This window comes from Thalassobacillus sp. C254, assembly GCF_001310615.1.
Genome location: NZ_BAXQ01000016.1, coordinates 12541 through 33929, shown reverse-complemented (window position 1 = coordinate 33929; position 21389 = coordinate 12541). Strand labels below are relative to the sequence as shown.

The following is a 21389-nucleotide window of genomic DNA, read 5'->3' as shown; positions in this document are numbered from 1 at the left end:
TTCTTTATGATTCGGCTACTTTCTCTGCATACGCCAGCCGTTCCTTCATCCTTTTCTGCTCTCTTTCTAATATAGGTTTTAAATATCTTCCTGTATATGATTCCTTTGCTTCTGCCACCTTCTCAGGTGTCCCGCAAGCTACCAATTTCCCTCCACCGTCACCGCCTTCAGGGCCAAGGTCGATGATATGGTCTACCGTCTTGATAACATCAAGGTTATGCTCAATCACAAGCACGCTGTCCCCGTTATCAACTAACCGTTGAAGCACCTTTAACAAACGGTCAATGTCATCTACGTGAAGCCCTGTCGTTGGTTCATCGAGAATATAGAAGGATCGGCCTGTTGGCCGGCGGTGAAGCTGGGAAGCTAATTTTACCCGCTGTGCTTCCCCGCCAGAGAGTGTGGTCGCAGGCTGTCCTAATTTAATGTAACCAAGCCCCACGTCATATAAGGTCTGAATCTTGCGCTTGATCTTTGGAATATTTTCAAAGAAATCCAAACCTTCTTCCACAGTCATAGCCAGTACATCTGCAATGTTTTTCCCTTTGTACCGGATTTCTAAGGTGTCCCGGTTATAACGTTTTCCTTTACATTGTTCACATGGAACGTAAACGTCAGGAAGAAAGTGCATTTCAATTTTTATAATCCCATCACCCTTACAGGCTTCGCAGCGGCCGCCACGGACATTAAAACTGAAGCGCCCCTTTTTGTACCCGCGCATTTTTGCTTCATTTGTCATGGCAAAGACATCACGGATATCGTCAAAAACGCCGGTATACGTTGCGGGGTTGGAACGGGGCGTCCGTCCGATAGGTGACTGATCAATATCGATCACTTTATCAATATGATCAATTCCTTCGATTCCTTTATGGGCCCCCGGCTTGTCCTTAGCCCGGTGGAGCTTAAGAGCCAGCGACTTATGCAAAATATCGTTAATAAGTGTACTTTTCCCTGAACCGGACACCCCTGTTACTGCTGTAAAGAGACCAAGGGGGATATCCACCGTTGTATTTTTAAGGTTGTTTTCCTTTGCTCCTTTAATGGTCAGCTTTCGGTCTCCTGCTTTTCTTCGTTCAGGGGGGAGAGGAATAAACTTTTTCCCCGATAAATATTGTCCGGTCAAGGATTCAGGGTCTTCCATTATTTCATCAGGGCTTCCCTGAGAGGTAATGTAGCCCCCGTGCATGCCGGCTCCGGGCCCAATGTCCACTATGTGATCAGCTGCAAGCATTGTATCTTCATCGTGCTCTACAACAATCAGCGTATTGCCCAGGTCACGCATATGCTCAAGGGTGCTGATCAGTCTATCGTTGTCTCGCTGGTGAAGGCCAATTGATGGCTCATCAAGAATGTACAATACTCCCATAAGAGACGAACCGATCTGGGTGGCCAGCCGGATCCGCTGAGCCTCTCCACCAGAAAGGGTTCCGGCTGAGCGGCTGAGGTTTAAATAATCAAGTCCGACATTGACCAGAAAGCCAAGGCGTTCCTCAATTTCTCTTAGGATCATCCGGGCAATTGCCAGTTCTTTTTCATTTAAAGAAAGGCCCTCAAAGAAACTCTTGGCGTCTTTTACCGACATATCTGTTACATGGCCGATATGCTTCTCATTTACAAGGACAGACAAGCTCTCCTTGCGCAGACGGTGGCCTTTGCATGTGCCGCATGCTTTGTGAATCATATATTGCTCCATCTGATCACGGATATAATCAGAGGAGGTCTCATGATAACGGCGGGAAATATTCTTAAGGACACCCTCAAAATAAATATTTCTTTCCCTCACCTGGCCCCGGTCATTTTCATATCGGAACTTTACACGCTCCTTATTGCTTCCATAAAGAATGACATTCATTTGATCCTCTGGAAGGTTTTTGACGGGGGTTTCCATGTCAATCCCGTAATGATGACAGACAGATTCCAGAAGCTGGGGGTAGTACTGTGAGCTTGTAGGCTCCCACGCCGCAATGGCATGACCCTTTAACGTCCGGTCCCAGTCAGGGACAACAAGGTCTTTATCGACTTCAAGCTGGCTGCCCAGTCCGTCACACGTCGGGCAAGCACCATATGGACTGTTAAAGGAGAATATTCTGGGCTCAAGCTCTTCAATGGAAAATCCGCAAATGGGACAGGCATGGTGCTGGCTGAAGAGAAGTTCATCCCCATCGATAATATCAATGAGAACGCGCCCTTCTCCCAGCTCTAACGCCGTTTCCATGGAATCCGTCAGCCTTGTTTCTATACCTTCTTTTACTACAATACGGTCCACTACTGCTTCAATATTGTGCTTTTTTATTTTTTTCAAGTGTAATGTCTTCGGAAACCTCACGAATTTCCCCATCCACACGCACGCGGACAAACCCTCTTTTCTTGAGGTCTTCAAGTACCTTTACGTGCTCACCTTTTCGTCCGGAAACAAGAGGAGCCAGAATCTGCAGCTTGGTTCGCTCTTCAAACTCCAAAACCTGGTCTACCATTTGCTGAACCGTCTGGGAGGAAATTTCAGTTCCATGCTTTGGGCAGACCGGCTTGCCAATACGGGCAAAAAGCAAACGGAGGTAATCATAGATTTCTGTTACCGTCCCCACCGTCGAGCGGGGATTGCGGCTTGTCGTTTTCTGGTCAATGGAAATAGCCGGCGACAGACCTTCAATGGCATCAACATCGGGCTTATCCATTTGTCCGAGAAACTGGCGGGCATAGGCAGACAAAGACTCTACATACCTTCTCTGCCCTTCCGCATATATGGTGTCAAAGGCGAGAGAAGATTTACCCGATCCCGAGATACCTGTAAATACAACCAGTTTATCTCGCGGAATCGTCACATCTATATCTTTTAAATTATGAGAACGCGCACCTTTGACTTGCAGTTTTTCAAGTGCCATGCCTTCGTCATCCTTCCGCTTTAAGCTCTAAAATCATATCTCTCAGCTCAGCAGCTCGTTCAAAGTGAAGATCTCTTGCTGCCTGCTTCATTTCACTTTCCATTTCTGCAATCACTTTTTCTTTTTCTTTCTTGCTCATTTTTGCAAGTGCCGGCTTATCAAGACCATCATCTTCCTCATTCACCACTGTTGCCTGGATGAGCTGAGGGATTTCTTTTTGGATCGTCTGCGGCGTAATATTGTGTTTTTCATTAAACTCTTCCTGCAGGGAACGGCGCCGTTTCGTCTCACTAATCGCAATGTCCATGGATTTTGTAATTTTATCAGCATACATAATGACATGGCCATTTGCGTGACGGGCTGCCCGCCCCATCGTCTGGATCAGCGAACGCTCTGCACGGAGAAATCCTTCTTTGTCAGCATCTAAGATAGCGACCAGGGAAACCTCAGGAATATCCAGCCCTTCTCTTAAAAGGTTAATCCCTACGAGAACATCGAATTGTCCCATCCTGAGCTGGCGGACGATTTCAATTCTCTCTAACGTTTTTATATCAGAGTGAAGATACTTTACCCGGATCCCTACTTCCTTTAAGTAATCCGTTAAATCCTCAGCCATTTTCTTTGTTAAGGTCGTAACGAGCACTCGTTCGTTTACTTCTTTTCTTTCATTGATCTCACCAATTAAGTCATCAATCTGTCCTTCAATCGGCCGGACATCAATTGTCGGGTCAAGGAGCCGGTGGGACGGATAATCTGTTCAATCATTTCAGGAGTTTTTTCAATTTCATAAGGTCCTGGAGTAGCGGACACGAAAATGGATTGAGGTGTTTTCTTTTCAAACTCCTCAAACTTCAGCGGCCGGTTATCCATCGCAGACGGAAGCCTGAAACCATGGTCCACCAGGGTCTGCTTTCTGGCCCGGTCGCCTTTGTACATCCCATTGACCTGAGGAAGCGTCACATGGGACTCATCTACCACTAACAGAAAGTCATCCGGGAAGAAATCGATAAGAGTGTACGGTGTGTCTCCCGGCTGACGGAATGTTAAATGGCGGGAATAGTTTTCGATTCCTGAGCAAAAACCCATTTCCTTCATCATTTCAATATCATAGTTGGTTCGCTGTTCCAGGCGCTGAGCCTCAAGCTCTTTTCCATTGTCCCTGAGCTCCTTTAAGCGCTCTTCTAATTCTTTTTCAATATTTTTGATCGCTCTGAGCAGTTTATTTTCACGGGTCACAAAGTGAGAGGCCGGAAAGATGGCTACATGGTTTCTTTCCCCTTTTATCTCTCCTGTTAACGCGTCAACTTCAGTCATCCGGTCTATTTCATCCCCGAAAAACTCAACCCGGATGCATTGCTCATCCCGTGATGCGGGGAAAATTTCAACAACATCACCGCGAACCCGAAACGTACCGCGAACAAAATTGATATCATTTCTTTCATATTGAATATCCACCAGATCCCGTAACAGCTGGTCTCTTTCTTTTTCCATTCCTGTGCGGAGAGAAACGACCATTTCACGGTATTCTTCTGGAGAACCTAAGCCGTAAATACAAGAAACACTCGCCACAATGATTACATCATTCCGCTCAAAAAGAGCACTGGTAGCTGAGTGTCTGAGTTTATCTATTTCTTCATTTATGCTTGCATCTTTCTCGATAAATGTATCAGATTGAGGGACATACGCCTCAGGCTGGTAATAATCATAGTAGCTGACAAAGTACTCTACTGCATTGTTTGGAAAAAAATCCTTAAACTCGCTGTAGAGCTGGCCAGCAAGTGTTTTATTGTGAGCCATAACAAGAGTCGGCTTATTTACCTCTTTTACAACATTGGATATGGTAAATGTTTTCCCTGTTCCTGTCGCCCCGAGAAGAGTCTGATGCTCTTTTCCTTCATGTACCCCTTTTACAAGCTCTTCAATGGCCTTCGGCTGGTCACCGCCGGGCTCGTATTTAGAAACGAGGTCAAAAGTTTCGTTCATATTTATCCCTCACTTTATTAGACAATTACACGGACCTTAACACACACTAATATCTAACATTATACCACAAAAAAGTGAAAATCAAACGAATAAACGAACATACATTCGTTCATTACATTATGATTACATTTCTTCCAGGTGCCAGGCACCAAAAAACCGGCTTAAGGGCCGGTTTTTTGACTTTGTATTTTTCTGTACACAAGGTACGTCCCTGCAAGAAATGAGGCCAGACCTAAGAGCATCACCCAAATCGACCGGGACCACGGCTCTAAAGCAAGAAGGACCATGAGAGTGACCGCGACTGTTCCTATAAAACTATGTGTGACACGGGCCATAAAAAACAATAGAAAAAAAGGCAAAGCCAAAGCTGCAAGTAATTCTATAAACAACTACCATACTCCTCTCACTTTCAAAGCACTTCCATCCTGCTTGGTACAGCAGGCTGACTCCTGGGAAAACAGTATTCAAGGATGCTGCCACAGCAGAGCAAGACCTGCCAACGGTACTTTTCTGCTACAGTCAAACTTTCTTATCCTTAGTGTCTGGTGTCATCCATCACACGATTCAAAGCCTTCGTAAAAAAGGAGGGCCTATCTGGCCCTCCCATGTTATCCGGTTTCTTCCTCAGGCGCTTCTTTTCTCTTCACTAATAATACACCAACATGATGATGAGCACCATGAAAAACAGTTGACTGAGCAAAACGGATTTCTCCGTTTAAATCAGCTATATCAAGCTTACAGTACGCCGAATTTCTCTGCAGCGCTTTATAGAAATCCTTTTCCCCGTTTACAGGGATGCCGTTTACTCTCATAATGATCTCACCTGGCTTGAGCTCCATTTTCTCAGCCGGTGAACCAGGGATCACTCCCAGTACCTTTACCCCTTTGGTCTGCATTGTAAAAAATGGAGGATTAGAGTCTTCCTGTATTTTTCCAACAATAGAAGCAGCAATTCTAAGGACAATAGCCATGATTGCTGTAACGAGCACAAATACCGGATAGAAATAGGCAGCAACAGCTCCTCCCAGAGCAAGAATTCCTGCCCCAATGACTCTCTGGCCATGAAGACTGGCTGCTTTCCATGGGAGCGTGTGATAAATGGTAAAGGAAGTTCCAATCGCCATCGGCACCAGCCAGAGAGCGAGGCCGCCGTCACCTATTGGCAGGACCGGCCACCATCCCATCCCTTCGATTTCTCCTCCAGGGACAAATACAAACAGTGGAACAAACCATAGTCTTTGCAGCTTATGGGCGCCAATCCATTTTCCTCTTGTACTCTTCTTCAGGAGTGGAGATGTATGCTTCTGACCATTTTTCAGTATTAATATTCCTTCTGCCAGCATGAACAAAGCAAGAAGAAGAACAGCAGGCATTAAATTCGCTTCTGCTAACGTCTGCAGCCACCCATCCACAGTCATATTGCCTGTTTCAAGCTGTGAAGGGATAAAATATGCAATGAGAACAGCCAGACCGAGGACATAGGAAGGAGATAACAGCCATGCTCTTCCTGTCAGAAGAAATACAACGTACAGCAGGCCGACCAGCAATAAAAATGACCACGGAACAGAAGCCCCTGCTAAGAGAATAGCTATAGAAACAGCAGCCCCTGCCAGGAGCCCCGGAACCATTGGTGTAAGCAAGTCATCGAGGGTATCCTGTACTCTCGTATGAAAATCAGCTCTTTCTTTTTTTACCCGTCTGTATCCTAGAAGGATCATTGCTATTAAAAAAATGTAGGTTAATGGATGTGCAAAAAAACGTCCAATTGCTATGAGTAGTTCCCATCCGATCGCTCCCATAAAAGATGCCCCTTTTCTATGCCGTGCAGCTTAGGTGTAAGTTGGTTGCAACGGTGTAGTTGTAGTGTCTATTAAAATAAACTTGCCTGCCCCATTAGTATCCAGTGTACCTCTCTGCTTACCCGTGAGCTGCAGGCCCCCTCATCCAGCTGTTTTTTACATGGATGATACATTTTTGTGTGTTTATTATGTAGGTTTCTTAAAAAATCACTTTTCTTACGCATGTATGTGACATGCCCTACCCTTATTTAGCCATGAGAACCATGCATTTATCAATATAGAAAATCCGTTCGGTCCCTTTCATGATATCATCTTTTTCATACAATTCTCCTTATATTTCGACACTCCTTCTCTCCTTTCCTCCATGCCGATAAAAAACAGGCAGGGAATACATCCCAGCCTGTCTGCTGTTATTCAGCACCACTCTGTTCTACAACCAATTCGATGGCTGTTTTTAACTGTTCATCATTATCAGGGTCGCGGACCAGCTCAACTAATTCCTGGTGCATCGCGTTTGCTGTCTCTTCATCAATGATTCCTGTAGCCTCTATATCGCTGGAATTTTGAAAAGCCTGCACTGCTCGCTCTGTCTGTGCATCAAAATAGCCATCTGTCCGACCTGTTTCATACCCCAGGCCTGTCAGCATTTCCTGGGCTGCCCGGATCTGATCCCCCATTGAATCCTTTTCAAGAGGTTCTTCATCGTCGACAGCAAGGGCTGCCAGGTAAAAATACTCGGGCTGCTGGACTTCCACTGTCGGCTCAACCCCGACTTCATTGATGTCATTTCCATCAGAAGTCAGCCATTTAAAGAGAGACAATTTCAATTCACTTCCGTCGCCGAGCTGAATTGGCTGCTGAACCGTCCCTTTTCCATAGGTTGTCTCTCCAACAAGGTCGTAGTCTCCTGCTTCCTTTAACGCACCCGCAAGAATTTCAGAAGCAGAAACGCTTCCCCGGTCAATCACACCGACTACAGGATAGTCTTTTTCTTCTTCAAGGGATGAAACGTAACTGGCCACCTCACCCTCACGAGATTCGATTTGTACAATGGACTCTCCTTGAGGAATAATCTGGTCGCCTATTTCCTCTACGCTGTTTAAATATCCTCCAGGATTTCCGCGCACATCAACGATAAGACCATCAATATCTTCGCTCTCCAGGTTTTCAAGATGTTCTGTAAATTCGTGAGAGGTGTTCTCTGAAAAAGATGTAATTTCAAGAACTCCTACTGTTTGTCCTTTATGCTCATATGTTTCACTGCGAACGGTTTCTACAGGGATTTCATCCCGTTCCACCTCAACAGTAAATGAATCTGAATTCCCTGGGCGGCTTATTGTAAGGTTGACTACTGTCCCTTTTTCACCGCGGATCTCCAGTACTGCTTCATACAGCGATAACCCTTCAGTGCTTTCTCCATCAATTTCCACTACCTGGTCATTCGGCTGAAGTCCCGCTTCTTCTGCCGGTGAATCCCTGAAAGGTGCTACAATCGTAACGTATCCATCGGTCATGCTGACTTCCGCCCCGATCCCTTCAAAATGAGAATCGAGAGACTCGGTAAACTGGGTTGCCGTTTCCTGGTCCATGTATACAGAATGGGGATCCTCCAGTTTTTCAACCATTCCCTCAATGGCACCTTCAATTAACAGGTCTTCATCTACTTCTTCTACATATTGCTGACTGATAATTTCAAAGGCATGATGTACCTTTTCAAAATCCCCGTCAGATGTTTGTCCACCGGGATTAAGTTCCTCTGCCAAATTTACAGAAGCCTCAGTCGCGGCTTCATCAGCAGGCTCCTGGCCCCTATCCTCGTTGTCGCCCAAAAAGTTGGACCTGCGTATAAGCCTCCCCCTCCAGCCACAATTGCTACTGCAGCAATGAGTCCCATTGCTTTGCTGCTTATGTCCATCCCTTTCACCTCATTACACTGGAAGAAAAAGCATTACACACTTCGCTGTGTAATGCTTTATCACTGCCATTTAATTATTTAGAATCCCATTGTCTTATCTATCGTTTCTACTCTCAATTCCTACCTTCACATAACGCGGAGGAAGAGCTCTCAGCAGTAAGCTTTGCAACGAAGTGCTTGCCACCATATATATGAAAACAATCAATCATTATGTTATGAACTTGTCTCTACTCATTAAATCACACAAAAGAAGCGAAAACAATTGGTGCCTGGCACCATATTTCATTTTATCCTAAATATCCCTTTAAAATCAGGACTAGACCCATTTTCTGTTACAAATCCATGACATTCTGAAGTGGTGCCAGGCACCTTTATCTGCGCCGGCGGCCAGGACCAGTCGCAGCCAGCCCAAGACCAACGACTTTAAGAAGCAGCACCAGTAAAATAAGCAGGCTGACAATCGTATATAAGAGGCCCAATTCCTCTTCTGCGTATCCGACATGATAGGATAGGCCGCCAAGTCCCCCGCCTCCAATGATTTCAGCAATAACCACTGCTCCTGTCACAGCTATGGCAGCTGTTGTGACGCTGCGAATGATCATAGGCCGCTTTTCTCTCCACAGCACCTTTAGCAGAATATCTTTTTTGGAAACTCCCAATGCCTCATAGGCTTCTGTAATTCCGTTATCAGCGGCGTAACACGACTCTAGTGCTCTTCCTATGTAAGAAGTGAAAATAAGAATAAGTAACAGATTGACTTCCCACCAGCCAAAAGGAGTTGGTATAAATTGCACACCAGGCAGGATAACAAGCAGCAGCAAAATAAATGGAATGGTATAAAACACAGCAAGTAAGACTTTGACTCCGTGATAGACTGCTTTTTTTCCGCTGCCCTCCCCTGAACGCATGGTTACAAGGAACAGCCCCAGCACGATTCCTAGAAGCAAGGAAGTTAAAAAGATGACTCCTATCGCAGCAAGTGTCTGCAGGGCAGCTTCCGATAGATTGGCTTCCCATTCGTTTAATGGTCCGTTCATATTAAAAATCATCAGGATCCAACCTTTCGATACCTATCCCTTCCCCTTTTAAAAATTCTAAGGAGGAGGATATATCTTTATCACTTCCCTGGATATGGACAACCATTCTACTAAAGGGTTCATTCTTCAACTGTAAAACGGTGGCAGTCAATATATTCATAAATACATTATATTTTTTTGCTGCAAGGGCGTACGCAGGCTTTATCGTGGCTCTTCCGGCATAGGTCAGAGTGACGGCCTGTCCAGCCTGGGTAACCACAGGCTTCATTTCCTCCGGGGCCCAGACAGGAAACAAACGGGATATAAGAGCCTTAGCTTCTTCACTTTGCGGGTTTGAGAGTAAATCAATAACCGGAGCTTGTTCAACTATTTTTCCAGAAGCCATAACTGCAGCCCTGTCGCAAAGCTTGCAAATGATTTCTATGTTTCTAGTGCTCACAAGCATCGTTGTATGAAACTCTTTATTTACGTTTAACAAAAGAGAAATGAGTGAAGCTGCCCCTTCCCTATCAAGAAGGTCTGTCACTTCGTCACACAATAGAATTTCCGGTTCCAGGGCAAGAGTCCTTGTTAAAGCCGTCTTCTGTTTTTCCAATTCAGTAAGTTCCTGCGGATAAGCAGATTGTTTAGTCTCCAGGCCGGTAAACGCAAGGTATGTCTCCGTTCTCCTTTTTATTTCAGAGGATGAAACTCCTGTGAGCTTTAACGGAAGGGCAATATTTTCATAGACTGATGAGCATTCAAGCAAATGAGCTTCCCTGGTCACCATGCCAATATTTTGCCTGGCTTTCCTCAGGCTTTCGGCAGAGAGCTTCACCATATTATTGTCTTGTACAACGACCCTCCCTTTGTCGGCCGATCCAGTACATTCACAGAACGAAGCAACGTGCTCTTTCCAGATCCTCTCGCGCCGGTTACTCCAAAGATCTCTCCTTTTTCCACGTTAAGCGTGACGTCCCGCAAAGCAGAAACAGACTTTCCTCTTTTATCTCGCCCCGGAAAATTCTTCACAACTTCATTAAGACTAATCATCAGATCATTCCTTTTTACATAGGGTGCCTGGCACCAAAATGGTAGATAACTGGAAAACCCTTTACCGATAAGGGTTTCCATGATTATAGATTACAATTAGGTTACGGTTGAGAATGGTGCCAGGCACTGCTGTGGGCACCGTGATCACCAAGCAGCGTTTGATTCGTTCCACCGCTTCTTCTAATCGCTCTTTCTCCTCAGTCAACGCTACCCTGACATACCCTTCTCCGTGCTCACCAAACCCTCGTCCAGGGGCAACGGCCACATGGGCCTCGTGAAGCAGCAATTCCGCGGTTTCATCGGATGTCATCCCATCAGGACACGGAAGCCAGGCAAAAAATGATCCTGCCGGTGCTTCCACTTGCCACCCGATAGAATGAAGCCCTTTGATCAATGTGTTCCTGCGTTCCTCATACATCTGCACAAGCTCCTCCACACAATCTTGGGAGCCAGTCAATGCAGTCGCAGCTGCTTCCTGAACCGCTCCAAAAATACTGACATACATATGATCCTGGTATAAATTAAGCATTTCAATCACAGAGGCGTTCCCTACAGCAAAAGCAATTCTCCAGCCAGCCATATTATAGGTCTTTGACAAAGTAAAAATCTCAATTCCCGTTTCCTTTGCTCCTTCTGTCTCTAAAAAGCTGAGTGGCTTTTTGTTATCAAAACCTATACTTCCATAGGCAAAATCATGTACCACACACAGGTCATGCTCCCTGGCAACCTTGACTGTTTCTTCAAAAAACTCTTTATTGCTGCCGCCCCTGTAGGATTGTTCGGGTAGTTTAAAAACATCAGTTTTCCTTTTTTCAAGGATTCTGCAGAAACCTCAGTGAAATCCGGCAAGAAATGATTTTCTTTTATCAGCGGCATCATCTCCATCTTTCCGCCGGCCAAAGCCACCCCCGACCAGTAGTCAGGATATCCAGGGTCTGGCACGAGGGCCGTGTCTCCTTTATTCAGCAGGCACTGGCTTACTTCCACCAGGCCTCCTTTCCCTCCAAACAGCACACACACTTCTTTTTCAGGGTCGAGTTCTACTCCAAACTGCTGTTGATAAAAAGAGGCGGCTGCTTCTTTTACATAGGAATGTCCTCGAAACGGAGGATATCTATGATTCTCGTATTTTTCCACAGCACTTTTCATACTATCGACAATGTGAGAAGGCGTAGGCTGGTCCGGATTGCCTTGTCCTAAATTTATAATGTCGGCTCCAGTATTCTTTAATTCGTTAACGGTTTTCACTAAATGTGCGAAGTATTGCTTAGGCAGTTGATCCATAATTTCTGAGCGCTTAAAGTCCATATGTAATCACCTTTCACTTAAATGGCTGTTTTCTTAATTTTATCTTCATAGATATCCTGGTAATAGTCAATTCTATCTCTTTTTTCCCAGTAAAAAAAGCTATTGACCCTTATCTGGTCAATAGCTGGTCTCCTCTATCTCTGAACCTCAACAGGAAAAATATTTATGTGAATGATTACCGTCACCTGTTTTACTTGTATAAGAGATTCATCACTTTTCAAAGCTTTCTTGCTTGCCTCAGCCCGATGGGGAGGGATATGTTTCAATACGTGGGGTGGCGTATTAAACATGTACGGGGGAGCTGGGCGAATGAATGGCTTCTCTCCAAACGGCGGAGGATTTTCAACATAGGTGAACTCCCCTAAGCTATCCATGCTCGGCCCTGAGGCCCACCTTCCTTTACTGCTCTCTGTCCCTCTCGACAGGTCAAAATAGGTATAAGCCACCTCTTGTTTTTCCAGCTTCCTGGGGAATGTGGAAGGCACAACAATATTTTCCTGCTCTTCTAATTCACAAATTGCAGCATACCACATATTTTGATGCATCGTATCACGGGCAATGAGCCAGGAAAGCATATCTTTTACTCCCCTGTCATTTGTCATTTCATATAACCGGCATACTTGCAAACGGCCTTGAGATTCATAGGTTAAATTCATACGAAAGTCAGCAAGAAGATTTCCGCTTGCGTTAATATAGGCTGCCGTCCAAGGATTTCCCACACTGTCCGCAGGCATAGCTCCAAGCCCGGAGACAATCGCATGCTGAGGATTCATTCCGCCAAGAATAGCGCCGAGCACCGGGTCCTTGGCCGCTTCCTCCAAATCTCCAACAGGGGCACCATCAAGCAAACGGGCAATCATTGTACAAAGCATTTCCACATGTGCCAGCTCTTCTGTTCCTGTATCCATTAATAAGTCCCGGTATTTTCCATCTCCTCTTGTATTCCAGCCCTGAAACAAATATTGAAGTGCTACTGAGATTTCTCCAAACTGACCGCCTAAGACTTCCTGCAGTTTTTTAGCAAAAATAGGGTCCGGCCTGTCGGGCTTAGCGTGGTACTGCAATTCCTTTACGTGATAAAACAACTTGCCCCCTCCTTTCATTCCTCCTCTTCACTATATATATAAGTCAGCCCGTCTTATTCCTTCTATTTCATTCTTAGAGAGGCACAAGCGGAGCAGGGATTTATCTGCTTACTCTCTTTTCTAGTTTTTCAGCCAGTGATTTGTATTGACCATTTATTCTGAATCCTTTACACTTTTAAATGATAATCATTATCACCGTTTGGCTGGTGCCTGGCACCCTAGAACATGGAAATGCAGGGTTTCCCTATATACCACTGTTTCTGCTTTATTTTCTATTACAATTGAATTACATTTCCTCAGGGTGCCAGGCACCCTAGAAGAAAAATTGCACCACAATACTACATAAAGGTCTGGTTGTATGAATGAAAACATGTTAAAGGTCTTTTCCGTCACCAAAAGCAAACATGCGATTGGTACGTATCGCCATAAGCTGCTGGAATTAACACGGAAAGAGGATTCTTCCGCCTTATTTGAATGGTACAAGCCATTAATATACGCACCCGGAAATGACGTAACAGCTGTCTTTTTAGCCAGCCGTATCAGCCGCTTTGCTGCTTTTGTCCACTGGGCCGCAGCTTCAGGACATTCCTGTGACTTTCAAAGCGTTTTCTCTCCGCTGCCAGCTACCGAAAAAGAGAGCCAATTTTCACCTATCACGTTCCTGACTTTGAGACCTTTCACGACTCTTCTCACCAGGCACGTCTGTCTCATATCCAATATTTTTATCAAAAGGTTCTTTCGCCTGTCTTTCAACAATGGTCCGCTATTGCTGGATTGCCAAGCCGAGAGCTTTGGGGGCAATTATACTATCAGGTGCCTCACTTTCTGGAGCTCGCTTCCGCTCGTGAATCTGACGAAGTGAAACACCTTTTGGAGAAGGATTGGAATTACATAAAAAACGATGCTCCAGGAGAGTTTTTTTAGAAAAGCAATCTCCTCTCCACTTTCATATCCGCCCTATACTCAATCCTGTGGACAACTCCACAACATACACGAAGCCTGTCTGCTGTTTAAATTACAAGCGGACAAAACAACCTTACTGTTATAAATGCCCACGACTGACCCCCGAACAAAGACAAGAATTTTATCAAACTTACCAGGGCAAAAAGCTGTAGTTTACGGGATGGTAAGACTTCCACCCCCGTTTTCCCCTTCCGTTGCAGCACTCTTTTTAGCCTTTCCTCTTCTTGCTTCCCTGAGCCTCTCTCTTCTTTTCTATTTTTGTTTTATGGGAAAAGTAGTTTATAAAACGAATGTATTAATGTTACCCTAGTAGATGTGACACAGGACGCTAGTCGTATTTCTTTAGGTAAACAGAACATTTTAAAATACATTCTTATACTTAATCGAAAGGAGGGAGTACATGACTCCTTATTCCTTCACGTCATTCGACCATGCAGCCGAAAATGTACTAAAGATGGTTAGCGGTCTAATGGAAGTAAACACTTTGTTTATTGCTAAAAACGATGAACAAGATGTAGAAATCGTAAAATCTTTTAACCGGGACCGGGTCATTATCGAAGCTGGATTCGAAACAGAATATGAAGAGTCCTACTGACAATTTATTGTTCAAAACGGTCGGGAACCGTTTATCATTTCACACTTAGAACTGGACGAGGTAACAAAGGATATGGCAGTAACAAAAAACCTTGGGGGAGGGTCCCTGGCCGGCGTCCCTATCATGCGAAACAACGGGGAGAATTATGGCACGCTTTGTGCCCTGGACACCAGACCTGTTACCTTTACGGACAAGGACATTGAACTGCTCACAACCATGGCTGATCTTCTTGGATATGTGATTGATTTAGACAGCGCAAACGAGCGAGTCCAATCCCTTTCCGTTCCTATTGTCCCCATATTTCCAGGAGTAGTGGTTCTGCCAATCATAGGAGAATTTGACCAGCTCCGCGCTGAAAGAATTTTAGAAGTGGCGCTGGCAGAAGCTCACGACTCCTCTCTGGATTATTTTATCCTTGATCTGTCTGGCTTACATCAATTTGACAGTTCATCTGCTGTATATTTATTTAAAATTATACAATCGTTACGGCTTATCGGCTCCGAACCTGTCCTAACAGGTGTACGCCCTGACCTTGCGATGGAAGCCATCAAACAGGATACGGATTTTAAAGAGGTGACAGTAAAATCGAACCTTGCCGACGCTTTGAAAGCTCTGGGCTTTACTCTGCAAAAAAATAAATAACCCTTCTCAAAGTCTTGAAAGCAGAGCCACCCAGTAAGGCGTGATTCACCTATTCAGTTGATGGAAATGGAATCATAAAAAAGCATGGATGAAGGCAGCCTCTTAGCCCCTTCAACCATGCTTTTTTAATCAATATATTTTCTTGGGTTAACCGAATTAGACTTGGCGCTGTTCCAGCCGCTTCATGTACTTCAAAATGAAGGTGAGGCCCTGTGGAGCGGCCGGTGTTACCCATAATGCCTATTTGCTGGCCACGACTCACACGCTCTCCTGAGGAGACCCCTATGGAATCGAGATGGGCATAAAGAGTCGTCAAGGTCTGACCGTTTACATTGTGAGTAATCATTATCGTGTTTCCATACCCGTTCATATAACGAGCCTCAATAACTGTCCCTGACTCTGCTGCCATGATAGGTACATTAGATCTTCCACCCTGGCCAATATCAAGACCGTGGTGCATTCGTCCCCAGCGCGGGCCGTATTCCGACGTTCTTCTTCCCGTTGCCGGATTGTGCAAGCGGGTTCCGCTGTCTGCCGGTGCGGCGCTCGTTTCTGAAGCACTCGCGGAGCTTTCAGCATTATTACCTGAGGACTCTTCCTCAGAAGAGCTGCCATCTTCACTTTCTTCTGCACTGGCTTCTGTATTGGCTTCTGCAGCAGAAGCAGAGGCTGCCACTGCATTCTCACTTCTTTCCTGCTGCTCTTGTTCACTCTGCCGGGTTTGCTCTTCTTCTCGTTTTCTTTCTGCCTCCTCACGCTCAGCTCGTTCTTCCTCTTCTCTTTTCTCACGAAGCTCTTCCTGACGTTGCCACTCGGCTAATTCCTGTTCCGCCGCTGCCTTTTGCCTTGCTAATACTTCCTCTTCATTTTCAATTCCCTCAAGCTGTTCAAGAAGCTCTATTTCTTCATCCTCTAAATTATTAATCAGCTCGTCTTTTTCCCCACGCTTGTTTTCAAGCTCCACCATTAAACGCTCTAACTCTTCAAGCTGGGATTCAAGTGAAGAAAGCTGGCCCTCAACTTCACTTTGGGCCGCCTCAAGCTGATCATGATCCTCTTTATGTGCTTCAAGAATGGATCGGTCTTGATCTGCAATGGTTGTGAGAGCCGTTATACGATCGAGGAGATCTCCAAAGCCTTGCGCTCCAAGAAGCACCTCCAGGTAATTCACAGAGCCGCCGTTTTGGTACATAGCCCGGACACGTTCTTTTAAAATATCGTCCCTTTCCTCGATCCGTACTTGCAGCTTATTAATTTCTTCGTTCAACTCATCAATTCTATTACTAGTAGCTTCAATGCTAGCTTTCTTTTCTTCCACCTTTTGGTTAGCTTCGACAATACCCTCGTCAAGCTCTCGAATCTCAATCTCTACCTCGGTAATATTTTCTTTAACTTCCTCTATCTCTTCTTCCGTTTTCTCTGCTTCTGCTTGATTTTCCTCGCGCTGTCCCTCTATTTCTTCTATTTTCCCTTCTAACTCTTCATTAGCATAAACAGCCTTGGAATGTGGAGATGGAAAGAAGCCGGAAAAAATGAGCATAAAAGCCAGAATGCTTAGAGCCAGTGTTTGTTTCACAATTCCGTCTCCTCCTTGTTTTGGATATTGCTATTTTCAGTACTGACAAGTAAGGGCATGGAGCCTTTTTGCCAGCCATCCTGCTAAACTTTTAAAAACTTTCTCATAGACATCATGCTTCCCCACATGCCTACGAAGACACCAATCCCCGCCAGTATGACCGCAACGATGATGGTCAATGGATAAACACTGAGTAACTCAATAAACGCCAGCTGAAATCTATCATTAAAAAAGTCATAAAAATAAGTATAGCCTGTAACCAATACAACAATAGGCAAAATGGCCCCAATCATTCCATGAAGGATCCCTTCTACGAAAAACGGCCAGCGGATAAAACCGTTGGTTGCTCCTACCAGCTTCATAATCTGTATTTCTTTTCTTCTAGCAATAATCGTTAATTTAATAGTATTGGAGATTAAGAACATCGCGGTAAACATGAGTCCGAGAACAAGAACCAAACCAGCAATACGCAGTATATTTGTAAATGTAAACAGCTGGTCCACTACCTGCTGCCCGTAATCTACTCTTTCAACATTCTGAAGCCCCTCCACTTCCTCTGCCACTGCTCCTGTCTGTTGAGGTTCTTCAGCAGAGATAACAAACAAATCATTCAGGGGGTTTTCGTCCCGGAGACTTTCAAAGCTTTCTCCTTGATCCCCGAGGCTTTCGATTAAATCCTCCAGCCCCTGGTCACGATCCAAATATGTAACACCTTCTACATGGTGAATATCCTGCAGTTCTTCGTAGAGCTCCTCCTGCTCTTCTGCAGAGGCAGTCAATTCTACATAAGCCCTGATTTCTACATCATCTTCTACAGAACTCATAAATTCATTAATATTTAATAGTAAAAGCAAAAAGACACCAACGACAAAAAGCATGATCGTCACAGAGCTGATTGAAGCGAATGTCATCCAGCCATTACGTCCCAGATTTTTCAAGCCTTCTCTGCCGTGCCTTAAGAGGGTGCTACCTTTCATATCCATATCCCCCTCTGCGTTCATCCCTGGCAATTCGGCCATTCTCCACAGCTATCACTCTTTTTTTGATAGTGTTCACAATGTCTTTATTGTGAGTTGCCATCACAATTGTGGTTCCTTGACTGTTGATCTCTTCAAGTATGTCCATGATCTCCCACGCTGTGTCAGGATCTAAATTCCCCGTGGGTTCATCAGCAATCAGCACGCTGGGATTATTAATAATCGCCCGGGCAATGGATATCCTTTGTTGTTCACCGCCGGAAAGCTCATCCGGAAGGAATCTTGCCTTATTTTTCAGGCCGACAAAACCCAGGGTTTCCATGACTCTTTTTTTATAACTGTTCTTTTTTCCTCAAGAACTTCTAAGGCAAATGCAACATTTTCAAAAACCGTCAGCGTAGGGAGAAGCTTAAAGTCCTGGAAAACCACCCCAATATTTCTTCTTAAATGAGGGACGTGTTTCTCTTTTAAGTCAGCTAACCTTGTTCCATTAATCGTGATTGTCCCGCTGGATGGCTTTTCTTCTCTGTACATCATCTTAATAAAAGTAGATTTTCCTGCACCACTGGGACCTACGACATAGACAAACTCGCCTTTCTTAATGGTGATATCAATCCCGTTCAACGCACGGACACCATTAGGGTACCTTTTTTCAACATCTTTCATTTCAATCAAAATGATCACTTCCTGAATCTGAATGGATGGAATTTCGGACAGGTCAAAACAGCTATGGAGAGTAATTGTACCGGGGAAGGTCTTTCTTTTACAGATTGCACAAGCTGACCGTTCTTGTTTTTCCCTGATCTATTCTGCCATGAGACAGTTCAGCGGAAAATACACTTGTCCAAGGAATGATTTCCTTGAGAAACGGCATTAAGCCCATTTTGTCATTACAAACCACGCTTCATTCTCTTATCTATATTTTCAACATAATTCGATATCCTTCCACATTATATCACCTTCATCGTGGCAATAGGCTTACCTTTGTATTACATTTTTATTTCACGTACATAGGGAAACAAGAGTGAAATCATGGGTTCAGCGAGGATGTAACACAGTGAAAATGTACAAACGGTGAGGGAGGTCTGACAGGTGTAATTCATACAGGAGGTAATTTAAATGAGTAAGAAGAGGTGTTCATAGAAGGATGACGTGGTTTCAAAGGGGGATGTTTAAGAGGTAAGCAGACCGGAACTTGTCCGGTCTTTTTTGGCAGATGCCTTTTCCTTTGCAATCATGTAAGGCATAAAGAGCATCCTTACTGGTGATCTATTACTGCTGAGCTACCCAGCTGATACCTGCTCTGCTTCTTCACCTTCAACGATGTCAGCAGGCATACCAGGTCGGCCATTTTCAATGGCGTCAAGAACTTCGTCCTCGCTAAATCCTTCACCTGCTAGTGCAGGTCCAGATCCGCCTTCAAGGTCGCCGCCATGACAGCTGGCACAGTTTCCTTGATAAATATCTTCTCCGGCACCCTCATGAGTTTCTCCAGCTTGCTCTTCCTCCTCTGGAGCTTCTTGTGGTGCTTCTTCGTCTACCGGTTCTTCTTCCTCAGCCCCACAGGCACCAAGAATAAGTACAAGGCTTCCGCCAATTGCCATTAAATACTTCTTCATAATATTTCCAACCTCCTTTAATAGAAACAGTACGGCTCAATTATACCCTACTTCTTTCTTTTTGAAACCCTCTCCAAGTACTTCTGTGGCATTTGTCACAATTACAAATGCGTGCGGGTCAGCAGCTTGAACAACTTGTTTCAATTTTGTGACTTCGTTTCTATTAACGACACACATTAAAACAGGTCGCTTTTTGTCAGTATACCCGCCGTATCCTTCAAGCCTGGTTACCCCTCTGTCCACCTTCTGAAGAATATCCTGGCGGACTTGTGTTTCATCATTAGTGATAATTAATGCTACCTTTGCATAGCCTACCCCAGTTTGGACAATATCAATCGTTTTTCCTGTAATATACAGGCCGATCAATGCATAAAGGGCAAGCTCCAGGTTAAATACAAGCGCTGAAGTAAAGACAATTAGGCCGTCAAAAAAGACCACACTCGCGCCTAGTGAAACACCAGTGTATTTATTGAGTATTTGGGCAGCAAGATCTGTTCCGCCAGTTGAAGCTTGAGCCCGAAACACAAGGCCAAGACCAAGACCTACCCCGATGCCTCCAAATAAAGCGCCGAGCAAGGGATCCTGTGTTGCTGGCGGCAGTTCACTGGTCAGTAACACAACCAATGGCAGAAAGGCTGTTCCAATAATTGTTTTGGCACCATATTTAAAGCTCCAAGAAGGAGGACACCTGCCAAAAACAGAGGGATATTAAAAGCCCAGAGAGTAATAGCGGGCTCGATGCCAAACACATCATAAACGATAGTGGCAAATCCGCTGACTCCTCCTGAAGCAATACGATTAGGGAGAAGAAAAAGGTTATACGCGATCGCTACAATAGCAGAACCAGCGAAAATCATCGTCATATTCAACGCAAACATAGCTTTGGGGTTTACAGGCTGACGCTTTCTGTTTCCTTTCTTTGTTACAGCCATCCAGGCCACACCTTCCTACTAACGTTCTTCCTTGTATTCACAGTAGTATAGCACTGGAAAACCCTGGTGTAAACGCGCTCCCGATTACGGTGCCTGGCACCAAAAGAAATGTAACATAAATGTAATGCTAAACCCCGTCACTGCTCCGATTTCTCCAATTCGGTCTTTTTGGTGCCAGGCACCCCCTATCAAAAAAAGAGCTTCTGCTTTATTCAAGCAGAAGCTCTTTTTCTTAGAAGGCTTGCGTCATGCCGCCATCTACTACGATTGTCTGGCCCGTTACATAGCTGTTTGCTCCCGAACCAAGAAAGGCGATGACTTTCGCAAACTCTTCGGGATCACCATAGCGGCCGAGTGGAATGTTTCCTTCACTTTCCGATCGTACCTCACTGACGTCCAGGCCCCTTTTCTCAGCCTTTTTCTTGTCCAGTTCTTCCGTCCGGTCTGTTGCAATTCTCCCAGGTCCGACAGTATTTATTAAAATACCATCACCGGCCAGCTCCTTTGATAGGGTTTTGGCCATTCCCATCACACCCAGCCGGTACGTATTGGAAAGCATCAAGTTTTCAATCGGCTGTTTAACAGAGGAAGAAGCAATATTTACTATGCGTCCGCCGTTTTCTTTCAGATGAGGAAGAGCACTGCGAATCGCTCTAGTAAAGCTTAACAGCGTGAGCTCAAAAGCACTCTTCCAATCTTCATCCGAAAGTGATTCAAAGGTTCCAGCTGTCGGTCCTCCGCTGTTATTTACAAGAACATCGAGACGGCCCAGCTTTTCTTTCGCTTCAGAAATTAAACTGTGGATGTCATCTTCCTTATGAAGATCGCACACTTTCCAATACACCTTGTTTCCTGTTTCACTGCTTATTTCTTCTGCTGCTTTCTGAAGTGTTTCTTCATGTCTTCCAGACAGCATGACAGAAGCACCCTCTAAGGAAAATTGCCTGGCCGAGGCCTTGCCCAAACCTTTGCTTGAAGCAAGAACCACGACTCCCTTGTCTTTAAGTCCTAAATCCATACTCTTTTCTCTCCCTTTCAAAAAAA

At 44.8% G+C, this 21389-nt stretch carries 15 protein-coding genes and 6 pseudogenes; 3 read left to right on the top strand and 18 right to left on the bottom strand.

What is annotated here, in order from left to right; genetic code table 11:
* Positions 1–4: 4 nt before the first annotated feature.
* The 12 genes and pseudogenes from uvrA to JCM19033_RS14525 all read right to left on the bottom strand — a co-directional run.
* Positions 5–2338, bottom strand: a complete 2334-nt coding sequence (uvrA, locus tag JCM19033_RS14570; RefSeq protein WP_083465479.1) for an excinuclease ABC subunit UvrA — start codon at positions 2336–2338, stop codon at positions 5–7.
* Entirely contained in the window at positions 2274–2882 is a 609-nt protein-coding gene (locus JCM19033_RS26040; RefSeq protein WP_083465478.1) for a hypothetical protein, read from the bottom strand. The genes uvrA and JCM19033_RS26040 overlap by 65 nt, the downstream gene beginning before the upstream one ends.
* 7 nt (positions 2883–2889) lie before the next feature.
* Positions 2890–4865: pseudogene (uvrB, locus tag JCM19033_RS14565) on the bottom strand (excinuclease ABC subunit UvrB).
* A 161-nt stretch (positions 4866–5026) separates the two neighbouring features.
* Entirely contained in the window at positions 5027–5254 is a 228-nt protein-coding gene (locus JCM19033_RS14560) for a DUF2198 family protein (RefSeq protein WP_054636822.1), read from the bottom strand.
* Positions 5255–5473: 219 nt separating this feature from the next.
* Entirely contained in the window at positions 5474–6664 is a 1191-nt protein-coding gene (locus tag JCM19033_RS14555; protein ID WP_054636821.1) for a PDZ domain-containing protein, read from the bottom strand.
* 410 nt (positions 6665–7074) lie between these two features.
* Complete coding sequence (locus tag JCM19033_RS14550; protein ID WP_269758243.1) at positions 7075–8427, bottom strand: S41 family peptidase; 1353 nt, start codon at positions 8425–8427, stop codon at positions 7075–7077.
* A gap of 2 nt (positions 8428–8429) precedes the next feature.
* A complete protein-coding gene (locus JCM19033_RS26035; RefSeq protein ID WP_269758242.1) occupies positions 8430–8579 on the bottom strand; it encodes a hypothetical protein in 150 nt (49 codons plus the stop codon).
* A 371-nt stretch (positions 8580–8950) separates the two neighbouring features.
* A complete protein-coding gene (locus JCM19033_RS14545) occupies positions 8951–9628 on the bottom strand; it encodes an ABC transporter permease subunit (protein ID WP_054636820.1) in 678 nt (225 codons plus the stop codon).
* The gene (locus tag JCM19033_RS26030) at positions 9618–9884 is read right to left on the bottom strand and encodes an NIL domain-containing protein (protein WP_269758254.1); all 267 of its coding nucleotides are present in this window, start codon (positions 9882–9884) and stop codon (positions 9618–9620) included. Before JCM19033_RS26030 ends, JCM19033_RS14545 begins: the two co-directional genes overlap by 11 nt.
* 312 nt (positions 9885–10196) lie before the next feature.
* Positions 10197–10648 (bottom strand): annotated as a pseudogene (locus tag JCM19033_RS26025) (ATP-binding cassette domain-containing protein); the annotation flags it as partial.
* Positions 10649–10709: 61 nt separating this feature from the next.
* Positions 10710–11956 (bottom strand): annotated as a pseudogene (locus JCM19033_RS14530) (pyridoxal phosphate-dependent aminotransferase).
* Positions 11957–12204: 248 nt separating this feature from the next.
* Positions 12205–13041: pseudogene (locus JCM19033_RS14525) on the bottom strand (manganese catalase family protein); the annotation flags it as partial.
* Positions 13042–13411: 370 nt separating this feature from the next.
* On the opposite strand from JCM19033_RS14525, the gene JCM19033_RS14520 reads away from it, so the two are divergent.
* The 3 genes from JCM19033_RS14520 to JCM19033_RS14510 all read left to right on the top strand — a co-directional run bounded on the left by JCM19033_RS14520 (position 13412) and on the right by JCM19033_RS14510 (position 15241).
* Positions 13412–13903, top strand: a complete 492-nt coding sequence (locus JCM19033_RS14520) for a hypothetical protein (protein ID WP_269758241.1) — start codon at positions 13412–13414, stop codon at positions 13901–13903.
* Between the two features lie 501 nt (positions 13904–14404).
* Entirely contained in the window at positions 14405–14599 is a 195-nt protein-coding gene (locus JCM19033_RS14515) for a hypothetical protein (RefSeq protein WP_054636816.1), read from the top strand.
* A gap of 6 nt (positions 14600–14605) precedes the next feature.
* Positions 14606–15241, top strand: coding sequence for an STAS domain-containing protein (locus JCM19033_RS14510; RefSeq protein ID WP_269758253.1), 636 nt, complete (start codon positions 14606–14608; stop codon positions 15239–15241).
* Between the two features lie 49 nt (positions 15242–15290).
* Here JCM19033_RS14510 and JCM19033_RS14505 read toward each other — a convergent pair whose 3' ends face one another.
* The 6 genes and pseudogenes from JCM19033_RS14505 to JCM19033_RS14480 form a co-directional block, all read right to left on the bottom strand.
* Positions 15291–16817, bottom strand: coding sequence for a murein hydrolase activator EnvC (locus tag JCM19033_RS14505; RefSeq protein WP_054636814.1), 1527 nt, complete (start codon positions 16815–16817; stop codon positions 15291–15293).
* A gap of 83 nt (positions 16818–16900) precedes the next feature.
* Positions 16901–17794, bottom strand: coding sequence for a permease-like cell division protein FtsX (ftsX, locus tag JCM19033_RS14500; RefSeq protein WP_054636813.1), 894 nt, complete (start codon positions 17792–17794; stop codon positions 16901–16903).
* Positions 17784–18469, bottom strand: a pseudogene (ftsE, locus tag JCM19033_RS14495) (cell division ATP-binding protein FtsE). The gene ftsX and the pseudogene ftsE overlap by 11 nt, the downstream one beginning before the upstream one ends.
* 608 nt (positions 18470–19077) lie before the next feature.
* Entirely contained in the window at positions 19078–19413 is a 336-nt protein-coding gene (locus tag JCM19033_RS14490; protein ID WP_054636812.1) for a cytochrome c, read from the bottom strand.
* A gap of 36 nt (positions 19414–19449) precedes the next feature.
* Positions 19450–20291 (bottom strand): annotated as a pseudogene (locus JCM19033_RS14485) (YitT family protein).
* 286 nt (positions 20292–20577) lie between these two features.
* A complete protein-coding gene (locus JCM19033_RS14480; RefSeq protein WP_054636811.1) occupies positions 20578–21363 on the bottom strand; it encodes an SDR family oxidoreductase in 786 nt (261 codons plus the stop codon).
* Positions 21364–21389 lie beyond the last annotated feature (26 nt).

What these genes read in the sequence shown, in the direction of transcription:
- uvrA (WP_083465479.1), bottom strand. Translation starts at nt 2,338, where the DNA reads ATGGGGAAATTCGTGAGGTTTCCGAAGACATTACACTTGAAAAAAATA.
- JCM19033_RS26040 (WP_083465478.1), bottom strand. Translation starts at nt 2,882, where the DNA reads ATGGCACTTGAAAAACTGCAAGTCAAAGGTGCGCGTTCTCATAATTTA.
- JCM19033_RS14555 (WP_054636821.1), bottom strand. Translation starts at nt 6,664, where the DNA reads ATGGGAGCGATCGGATGGGAACTACTCATAGCAATTGGACGTTTTTTT.
- JCM19033_RS26035 (WP_269758242.1), bottom strand. Translation starts at nt 8,579, where the DNA reads ATGGACATAAGCAGCAAAGCAATGGGACTCATTGCTGCAGTAGCAATT.
- JCM19033_RS14545 (WP_054636820.1), bottom strand. Translation starts at nt 9,628, where the DNA reads ATGATTTTTAATATGAACGGACCATTAAACGAATGGGAAGCCAATCTA.
- JCM19033_RS26030 (WP_269758254.1), bottom strand. Translation starts at nt 9,884, where the DNA reads ATGAAGCCTGTGGTTACCCAGGCTGGACAGGCCGTCACTCTGACCTAT.
- JCM19033_RS14520 (WP_269758241.1), top strand. Translation starts at nt 13,412, where the DNA reads ATGTTAAAGGTCTTTTCCGTCACCAAAAGCAAACATGCGATTGGTACG.
- JCM19033_RS14515 (WP_054636816.1), top strand. Translation starts at nt 14,405, where the DNA reads ATGACTCCTTATTCCTTCACGTCATTCGACCATGCAGCCGAAAATGTA.
- ftsX (WP_054636813.1), bottom strand. Translation starts at nt 17,794, where the DNA reads ATGAAAGGTAGCACCCTCTTAAGGCACGGCAGAGAAGGCTTGAAAAAT.
- JCM19033_RS14490 (WP_054636812.1), bottom strand. Translation starts at nt 19,413, where the DNA reads ATGAAGAAGTATTTAATGGCAATTGGCGGAAGCCTTGTACTTATTCTT.
- JCM19033_RS14480 (WP_054636811.1), bottom strand. Translation starts at nt 21,363, where the DNA reads ATGGATTTAGGACTTAAAGACAAGGGAGTCGTGGTTCTTGCTTCAAGC.